8 protein-coding genes are annotated in these 8,967 nt (G+C 62.2%); 2 read left to right on the top strand and 6 right to left on the bottom strand.

Going from position 1 to position 8,967, the window contains the following annotated elements:
• The 3 genes from Q0R02_RS03450 to Q0R02_RS03460 all read right to left on the bottom strand — a co-directional run.
• Window positions 1–315 (bottom strand): DUF1318 domain-containing protein (locus Q0R02_RS03450; RefSeq protein ID WP_293880885.1); only part of this gene is annotated, 315 nt, incomplete at its 3' end.
• On the bottom strand, window positions 312–503 hold the full coding sequence (locus tag Q0R02_RS03455; RefSeq protein WP_293880887.1) for a YnbE family lipoprotein: 192 nt from the start codon (window positions 501–503) through the stop codon (window positions 312–314). The genes Q0R02_RS03455 and Q0R02_RS03450, both read right to left, overlap by 4 nt.
• A 47-nt stretch (window positions 504–550) precedes the next feature.
• Window positions 551–3,661, bottom strand: coding sequence for a YdbH domain-containing protein (locus Q0R02_RS03460; RefSeq protein WP_293880889.1), 3,111 nt, complete (start codon window positions 3,659–3,661; stop codon window positions 551–553).
• A gap of 108 nt (window positions 3,662–3,769) precedes the next feature.
• Here Q0R02_RS03460 and radC point away from each other — a divergent pair, with 108 nt between their 5' ends.
• Window positions 3,770–4,468, top strand: a complete 699-nt coding sequence (gene radC / locus Q0R02_RS03465) for a DNA repair protein RadC (RefSeq protein ID WP_293880891.1) — start codon at window positions 3,770–3,772, stop codon at window positions 4,466–4,468.
• 71 nt (window positions 4,469–4,539) lie between these two features.
• Here the strand turns inward: radC and Q0R02_RS03470 are convergent, their stop codons facing one another.
• Entirely contained in the window at window positions 4,540–4,926 is a 387-nt protein-coding gene (locus Q0R02_RS03470) for an EF-hand domain-containing protein (RefSeq protein ID WP_293880893.1), read from the bottom strand.
• 131 nt (window positions 4,927–5,057) lie between these two features.
• Between Q0R02_RS03470 and purB the strand changes: the two genes are divergently transcribed.
• Window positions 5,058–6,359, top strand: coding sequence for an adenylosuccinate lyase (purB, locus tag Q0R02_RS03475; RefSeq protein ID WP_293880895.1), 1,302 nt, complete (start codon window positions 5,058–5,060; stop codon window positions 6,357–6,359).
• A 310-nt stretch (window positions 6,360–6,669) separates the two neighbouring features.
• On the opposite strand, the gene dnaJ is transcribed toward purB, so the two are convergent.
• On the bottom strand, window positions 6,670–7,764 hold the full coding sequence (gene dnaJ / locus Q0R02_RS03480) for a molecular chaperone DnaJ (protein WP_293880897.1): 1,095 nt from the start codon (window positions 7,762–7,764) through the stop codon (window positions 6,670–6,672).
• Window positions 7,765–7,830: 66 nt separating this feature from the next.
• The coding region (locus tag Q0R02_RS03485; protein WP_293880899.1) for an Hsp70 family protein at window positions 7,831–8,967 on the bottom strand (1,137 nt) is incomplete at its 5' end.

Raw genomic sequence — 8,967 nt, forward strand, 5'->3', positions numbered from 1 at the left:
GCAATATGCCGGCAAAGCCGCCCCGCGCTTCTTCAAGGTCGTGCACCCGACGGCCGCCGCGACGTCCTTGACCGTGACGCCCTTCTGCGCGGCCAACTGGGTATAGGCCGCACGGCGCTTGATGTTGATCGCCTCGACCTCGGCTTTGACGCCGCCCGACACGCCACCGGTCACGCCCAGATACCCATCGGCTTGCTCGGCAACCGTGCCCGCGCTCAGCGCGGCGGTGACACCGGCGGCTTGTGCGTAAGCGATCCCAGCGGCCCCGGCGGAAACGGCAAGAGCGGCGGCGATAATCAGGAATTTGCGTGTCATTGCGGGAACAACTCCGGGTTACTGGTGATCAGGTCTTGCGCGTCCTTCTGAAGCTTGACGACGACTTCCTGCTTGATACTCACGTTCAGATTAATCTCGATCGGCTTGTCGGGTGCCTTGATGTTGATACATCCCGACAGGCAGATCGACGGCAGCAGCCCAATGGCGATGATCATGGCATTTTTCATGGCCCTGCCCTCGCACCCGGGGATGCTGTTCGTCAATCTGCTGGCGATCATGGACGTTTCCCGCTTGCTGGTGGCTGAATAATCGGTGCAGCCTGTGTATTGGTTGGCGGCACAGGCGGTTGCGGCACTGGAGGTTGCGGGCCGCGCAGGGGCAGTCCCTGCAACAGCGCGCTGGGGTCTTGCAGCGTGCGCGCGGTGTTCAACAATCCACGAAAAGGCGCGCGAATCGTGATGTTAAAGATAAACGGCAGGTTGCTGAACTTGCGCGCCAGATAACTGCGTTTTTCGGTCTGCGGAGCCTCGTTTACGCCCCGAAAATTGACCTTGCTAATGATCTCGCCGTCCAGGGCGCCATCCATCTCGATCGACAGATTGTTGTAGCGAATCGATTTCAGCGCATCGAAGGCGAGTTTGGCAAAGACGTTCATCTTGGCGTTCGAAATGTCGCCGACGTAGGACAATGTGCCGCCCCCGGCGCGCGCTGTCACCTTGCCACCGACGATCCGTCCGCCCTGGTCGTCGAAGATCATCGGCATCGCCCCGTCGAAAATACCCGTCGCCGACAGGTTCTCGAATTTCAGCTGCTCGATGAATTTGGCCGCATCCAGCCGCTCGACGCGAAAGGTCAGCCGTCGCTCCTTGGTAACGCCCATGTCCAGCACCGTAGGATCCAGGATGAGCGCCCCGCCGGCAAACGGCCAGCGCCCGCCCTCCACGACGATGCGCTGCCCGGCGGCAAGGTGATAGCTTACCCGGCCATCGGGAACGGGGATGCCGGGGTTAACGACGGCGATCGACAAGGTTTGCCCCGGCGCGGTAACGAGGCCCAGCAGGTCGGTAAACACGATCTGTCCCGCCGCGCCCGTCACCGGTCCGAATGCAGCGGCCAGGTCCAGCCCGCTGGTGCCGAAAGTGCCGGTGCTGGTGACGCCTGCCGGGGTCCAGCGGATCAGACCCTGGCCGGTCACGCTGCCCACCACGTTGGCGACGACGCCGAGGGTCAGCGAGGTCAGTTTCTCGGGCTGGAGCGATTTGCCGAACGTCAGCCGGGCGACGTCGAGTTTGGCGTCGCCGGTGCCGCGCGTCAGGTCATGTTGGATCGTGACCGCCGCGACTTGCGTGTGCGTCAATGGCTCGTGCAGCGTCCCTGTCATGGTGATCCGGTTATCGGCTAGCCGCAGCTTCACAGCCTCGGCACTCATCGGATTGAACCGGGCAGGCTGCGCTTCGTCCGCCACGCGGGCCTTGCCATCCAGCGTCAACACGCCACGCCGGAACGTCCAGCCCCCTGCCCCTGCATCGATCAGCAGGGGCACATTGGCAATCTTGCCCGACAGCCCGCCGAACGACCCCGCAATGCCGCCTGCCGACATCGTTCCGGCTAGTTGGGTTAGGTCGAGCCGGGTGATCCGGTCCGCTGTGCCCAGTCGCACCTTCAGGTCACCGACGGCAAAGCGATTGTTGCCCAGCGCCAGGGCGGCGCGCGCCGCGGTGATGGCAATCGGGGCCGCGCCCAATCGCCCGGTCAGGCGCGGTGCGATGATCACGGCCCCGCCCCCGGTTCTGCCGTTGGTAACGCTGACCAGCGCGCCCGACTTTGCGCACAGATTGAACGACGCCGGGGCGAGGCTAAGTCCCGTAACCGCCAGCGTCTGGAACGAGGTCCGGGTGCAGCCAGGATTAAGGGCGATCGTGCCGCCCCGTGCTACTGTGAGCGCCACCGGCAGCCGCAGCCCGCCGACCCGCCCATCACCGACCGGCCCATCGATCAGCGCTGTCGTCTGCACCCGTGCCGCACCATTGCCGGCAATCTCGAACCGCACCGGCGCCAGCACCAGTCGCGCGCTTCCCGCCGTATAAGGGGAAACACGCACAACCCCTTGTGTTTCCCCGCTTTCGGACCTTCTCATATTCGCCACGATCGACGGAAATCCACCCCCCGCCAGGGTTGCCCCCGTGTCGGCAAAGATCCCCCCGGGGCCATAGCCAACCCCCCGCCCGCCCCCGACGTGCAGCTTCATTCCCTGCGCCGTCGAGACATCGGCCGTCGTCAGGATCGCCGAAAATTGCGCACCCCGCACCCGCGCGGCCACGTCGGCGGTGACCGCGAGATTCCGTCCCGCCCGGTCCATCACCTCGTTCAGTTTGGTGATCAGCGGCCCGACCGGGGGTCCCGCCACCGCCCGCGCCGACAGGTCGATCGGGCGATCCACCACCACCCGTGCCGCCTTGACGGTGCCCTGCGTATCGACATCCCCCCCCCGCACCGCGAATTTGCCGTCCAGCGTCAAACCCGTCGCATGGCTCATCGGGTGTAAAGCTGATACTAAACCAACCTGCGCAGTGCCCTTGGTCTCGCGGGCGTCTCCAGCGAAAGCGAGCCAACCGGTCAGCCCCGCCATCGTCCCCGCGCCGCTCGACAACGAACCGAACGCCACCGCACTCGTCCCCTGCCAATGGTCGAGCGCTTCGGACAGCGCGACCTTCAACTCCAGTGCGGGGCTGGCAAAGCGCGATGTCCCGCAAGTCACGCCACTGGCCCGCAGCGGCCCGGCCACCGTCGGGCGGCGATTGGCGATGGTGAGATCGACATAGAGCGTCGCGCGCTCGGCCCGGCAACCGCCAATCGCCAGCGTCGGCGCGATCGCTGCAAGCTTACCGGTAAATCCCTTCGCCAGATTGCCCTTGCCATCGAGCCGCGCGCCGATGTCACCATAGCGCGTCGCCAGCGCGATCCGCGCGTCGGAGAGGTCGACGGCCAGATCAGGAAGGGTGAACGGACCACCGGTCGATGCCGGGATCAACCGTTCAAGCGCACCGAAGCTGACCTTTCCCCCGACCAGCCGACCGCGCAGCCTGACCCCGTGGGCGCGGATGGCGGTTGCTGTGAGGCCGCCAAATGTTGGCACGACCCTGATTTCCGCCCAGTCGGCAATCAGGTCGGGCGCGCGCGGATCGCCAATGACAATGTTCTCCAGCCGCTCCCATCGCAGGCCAATGCCGGCGACACGATAGCTTGCCCGGACGCCGCGCGCCGTCAGCGCATCGGCTATCGCACCATCGGCAAGCAACCGACGCTGGTGCCACGCTCCCACCCCCGCCAGCACGACGATCACGACCCCGGTCACGGCAGCCCGCCGCCGGGTTATGCCGCGCATGATTCTGCTTGAAAGTCGCTCATCCTCATCATCAACGTTTTACAACCCGCTTTGGTGACCGGCATCAAGCGCAATTGCGCCAGCGGCCCCGCCACCGTAGGCGATGCCATGGCCGAAGCCCAACCAGATGTCAGCGGCACCGACGCCGTCGGTCACCGCGCGCGACTGCGGGGTCGATTGATCGAACAGGGCGGCGATGCGTTGCTCGATCACGAGCTGATCGAATATCTGCTGGCGCTCGCAATCCCACGCCGCGACACCAAGCCGCTGGCCAAGGCCCTGCTTCGCGAATTCGGCGGAATCGGCAACCTGATTTCGGCCGACGCCCAGGCGCTGCTGCGGATCGATGGCGTCGGCGAAACAGCGGTGGCAGCCATAAAGATCGTCCAGGCAACCGCGCTCAGGCTGCTGCGAGCGGAAATCATTGCGAAGCCTGTCCTGTCCAGCTGGCAGGCGCTACTCGACTATCTGCGCGCCGATATGGCGTATCTGGGCATCGAGCGCGTTCGCATCTTGCATCTGAATTCAAAAAATATGCTGATCCGCGACGAAGTGATGGCTGAGGGATCGATCGACCAAGCCGCGGTCCCCGTCCGCGAAGTGATTCGCCGGGCAATCGACCTTGGCTCGGCAAGCATCATTCTTGTCCACAACCATCCGAGCGGTGATCCGCAGCCGAGCCGCGCAGACATCCAGTTGACGCGCGACATCGTTGAGGCTGGTCGCCGTCTGAACGTTTCGGTCCACGACCATATCATCGTCGGGACGCAAGGCCATGCGAGTTTGCGCGCACTGGGTTTGATGTAGCATCCTCGTGCAGTGCAGGCGAAAAAAACGGGCCCCGCTTTCGCAGAACCCGTTCCTTGCGACCCGAAGTCTTACGCTCCGGCAGTAAGGTAGGTTGTCAACTCGGCCTGGCTAACAGACTTGTTCTTGTCCTTGTCAGCCGTTGCGAAGGCGCCATCAAGCCAAGCTTTTCTCTCGGCGGGTTTCATGGCAGGCGCACCCGACTTGTCTTTCAATGCGATCATCCAACCGTCGAATTCCGCCGCATTCAGGGTTCCATTAGAGTCTTTGTCGTAGGTCGGAAATTCTGTGGCGATGATCGCTGCCGGGCTGGCAGGAGCGACCGCTGTTGGCGGTGCCATTGTCGTCCCCGCCGTGACCGGAGCAGAAGGTGTGGGAGGAACCGCAGGCGTCGTCATTTGGGCCAGCGCGGGCGTTGCGAGGGCAACTGCACCAAGCGCGATCATAAGCTTCTTCATCGTATTTCTCCGTATTTCCAAGCAAACGACATGGCCATCGGACCATTCGTTAGGTCAACCAACCGCTAATCATCGCGTTGCTCGCCCCGGCGCGTTGTCGGGTCGGTTCGTCCCTGCTAAGCAGCCCAATCATGATAGAACGATATTCCCGTCCTGAAATGGTGGCCCTCTGGTCCGCCGAATCCCGTTTTCGCATCTGGTTCGAAATTGAGGCCCATGCCCTCGACGCGATGGCAGAACTGGGCGTCGTCCCGCATTCTTCCGCAAAGGCGGTCTGGGAAAAGGGCGCTTTCGAAGTCGATCGAATCGACGAGATTGAGCGCGAGACCAAGCATGACGTGATCGCCTTCCTGACCAATGTCGCCGAACATGTTGGTGAAGAGGCCCGCTTCCTGCACCAGGGCATGACCAGTTCCGACGTCCTCGATACCTGCCTGTCGGTCCAATTGGCGCGCGCGTCGGACATCATGATTGCCGATCTGGATGCGCTGCTCGTCGTTTTGAAGCGGCGCGCGTTCGAACACAAGATGACCCCCACAATCGGCCGCAGCCACGGTATTCATGCCGAACCGGTGACGTTCGGGCTGAAACTGGCGCAGGCCTATGCCGAATTCGCCCGCAACCGCGCGCGCCTCGTACTGGCCCGCGCGGATATCGCGACCTGTGCGATTTCGGGCGCTGTCGGGACGTTCGCCAATATCGACCCGCGCGTCGAGGCGCATGTCGCGGAAAAGATGGGCCTGACGGTCGAGCCGGTTTCTACACAGGTCATCCCACGCGACCGTCACGCCATGTTCTTTGCCACGCTGGGCGTGATCGCGTCGTCGGTCGAGCGGCTGTCGATCGAAATCCGTCATCTGCAGCGCACCGAAGTGCTTGAAGCTGAAGAATATTTCGCGCCGGGTCAAAAGGGTTCGTCGGCCATGCCGCACAAGCGCAACCCGATCCTGACCGAAAACCTGACTGGGTTGGCCCGCATGGTGCGCAGCGCGGTCGTACCCGCCCTGGAAAACGTCGCGCTATGGCACGAACGCGACATCTCGCATTCGAGTGTTGAGCGCATGATCGGACCCGACGCCACGATCACGCTCGACTTCGCGCTGGTCAGGTTGACCGGCGTGATCGACAAGCTGCTGGTTTACCCCGCGCGAATGCAGAGGAATCTCGATCGAATGGGTGGTTTGGTCCACTCACAGCGTGTGCTGCTGGCATTGACCCAGGCTGGGATGAGCCGCGAGGTTGCCTATAAGGCCGTGCAGCGCAATGCGATGAGAGTCTGGGAGTCAGATGGCGAGCAATCCTTGCTGCAACTGCTCAAAGACGATGGTGAAGTTACCGGTTATCTGTCAAACGCCGAACTCGAAGACAAGTTCGACCTGGGGTATCACTTTCGCCACGTAGATACCATTTTTGCGCGGGTTTTTGAAGAGTAGTTGCAAAAACTGCACTCACTCCTGCAATCGTTGCGGTTGAGATTTTATGTCGCAAGCCTAGAGATTGTGCAGCGCAGCAATTGTTGCTTAATCGTTAGGCATTAAGGGCGGCGTTGAGGTCGGACTCATTTCCGACAAAAAGGAAGCCTTCATCATGCGCATTTTCGAATTTGCGGCCTTTGGCGCTGCAACGATCATCGCCTCGATGCTGGTCATTGCTACGATTACCGTAGCCTAACATCAGCATCCGGGCATTCAGCCCGTCCCGGGAATACCCGGGGCGGGTGATTGTCGTATGATCGATGCAATCTCAGATAATATCGTCGAAGACCGAGCGTAGCTTGTCGAAAAACTTTGTCGACTTCGGACATTCCTCGCCGGTCTCGGTTTCGCGAAACGCCTCGAGCAGTTCCTTCTGCTTGGCATTCAGCTTCGTCGGTGTCTCAACTTCGACCTGGATCACCAGGTCGCCGCTGCCGCGTCCGTTCAGCACTGGCATGCCGGCACCGCGCTGGCGCAACTGCTTGCCGGACTGGATGCCCGCCGGGATGCGAATGTCGTGATATTCGCCATCAAGTCCCGGAATACCGATGCTGCCTCCCAGTGCCGCCGTCGTGAAACTGATCGGTGTACGGGCGAATAGGGTCGTGCCCTCCCGTTCGAAAATAGCGTGTCGAGTAACGTGCAGGAAAATATACAGGTCGCCCGAAGGCGCGCCCCGTGCGCCAGCTTCACCTTCCCCAGTCAAACGGATGCGCGTTCCCTCGTCGACTCCGGCGGGAACGTTGACCGACAACGTCTTCTGTTTGTCGACGCGACCCTCGCCCCGGCACGACGTGCACGAGTCGGGGATGACCTTGCCCGCACCGTGGCACGTTGGGCACGCGCGCTCGACGACAAAGAAACCCTGCTGCGCGCGAACCTTGCCGTGGCCGTTACAGGTCGTGCAGGTGTTCGCCGACGTGCCCGGCTTAGCGCCCGAACCGCTACATGGTTCGCAAAGCGCCGAAACCTCGACGGTAATTTCAGTCGCCTTGCCATGGAACGCATTTTCAAGCGTGATTTCCATGTCGTAGCGCAGGTCCGCCCCGCGCTGCGGTCCAGACTGACGCCCGCGACCGCCCCCAAAAATATTGTCAAAAATGTCGGCAAACCCACCGAAGTCCTGAGCGCCGCCGCCGTTTTCAAAAGCCGCCTTGCCATATCGGTCATAGGCTGCCCGCTTCTGCGGATCCTTCAGACATTCATAGGCTTCGGATATCGCCTTGAACTTTCCTTCTGATTGATTGCAGCCAGGGTTTTTGTCGGGATGAAATCGCATAGCGAGGCGGCGATAGGACGACTTGATCGTCCCGTCGTCGGCGGTGCGCTCTACTTCGAGTAGTTCGTAAAAATCGTCAGACATAATGCCCCCGGGCGACGTCCCTCGATCCCTCGGCAATGCCCGGGATCAAGGGAAGCGTCACTTTGCTCAGCCCTTATTCTCGTCGACTTCGGAGAACTCGGCATCGACCACGCCATCGTCAGCGGCAGCGGCGGTGTCGGCCTGAGGAGAGGCCTGTGACGCCTGCTCCTTCTCATAGATCGCCTGGCCCATCTTCATCGCAACCGTCGCCAAGGCCTGCGCCTTTTCCGTCATCGCCTGGACATCGCCGCTTTCGACGGCCGTCTTGGTGTCGGCAACCGCCGTCTCGATCTCGGTCTTCAGCGCCTCGTCGATCTTGTCGCCATTGTCGGCAAGCTGGCGCTCAGTCGTGTGGATCAGACTTTCCGCATTATTCTTGGCTTCGGCCTCCGCTCGGCGCTTTTTGTCCTCGTCGGCAAACTGTTCGGCATCGCGAACCATCTGGTCGATGTCGGCATCGGACAAGCCGCCCGAAGCCTGAATTTTGATCTGCTGCTCCTTGCCGGTGCCCTTGTCCTTGGCGCTGACATTGACGATGCCGTTGGCGTCGATGTCGAACGTGACCTCGATCTGCGGAACGCCGCGTGGGGCTGGCGGGATCCCGACCAGATCGAACTGGCCGAGCGACTTGTTGTCGGCCGCCATCTCGCGCTCGCCCTGGAACACCCGGATCGTCACCGCGCCCTGGTTGTCATCGGCCGTCGAATAGGTCTGCGACTTCTTGGTCGGAATCGTGGTATTTCGGTCGATCATGCGGGTGAACACACCGCCGAGCGTCTCGATGCCGAGCGACAAGGGCGTCACGTCCAGCAGCAGCACGTCCTTGACGTCGCCCTGCAAAACGCCTGCCTGGATGGCAGCGCCCATCGCCACGACCTCATCCGGATTGACGCCCGTGTGCGGCTCCTTGCCGAAAAAGTTCTTCACGACATCGCGGACGCGCGGCATGCGGGTCATGCCACCAACGAGGACAACCTCATCGATCGCGTCAGCCTTCAGCCCGGCATCGGCCAGCGCCTTTTTGCAGGGCTCCAGCGTGCGCGTGATCAGGCTTTCGACCAGCTTTTCCAAGTCGGACCGCGTGATTGCCTTCACCAGATGCTTTGGCCCGGTGGCGTCGGCGGTGATGAACGGCAGGTTCACTTCAGTGGTCTGGGCTGACGACAGCTCGATCTTCGCCTTCTCGGCAGCTTCCTTCAGACG

This window comes from Sphingomonas sp., assembly GCF_025353885.1.
Taxonomy (GTDB): domain Bacteria; phylum Pseudomonadota; class Alphaproteobacteria; order Sphingomonadales; family Sphingomonadaceae; genus Sphingomonas_O.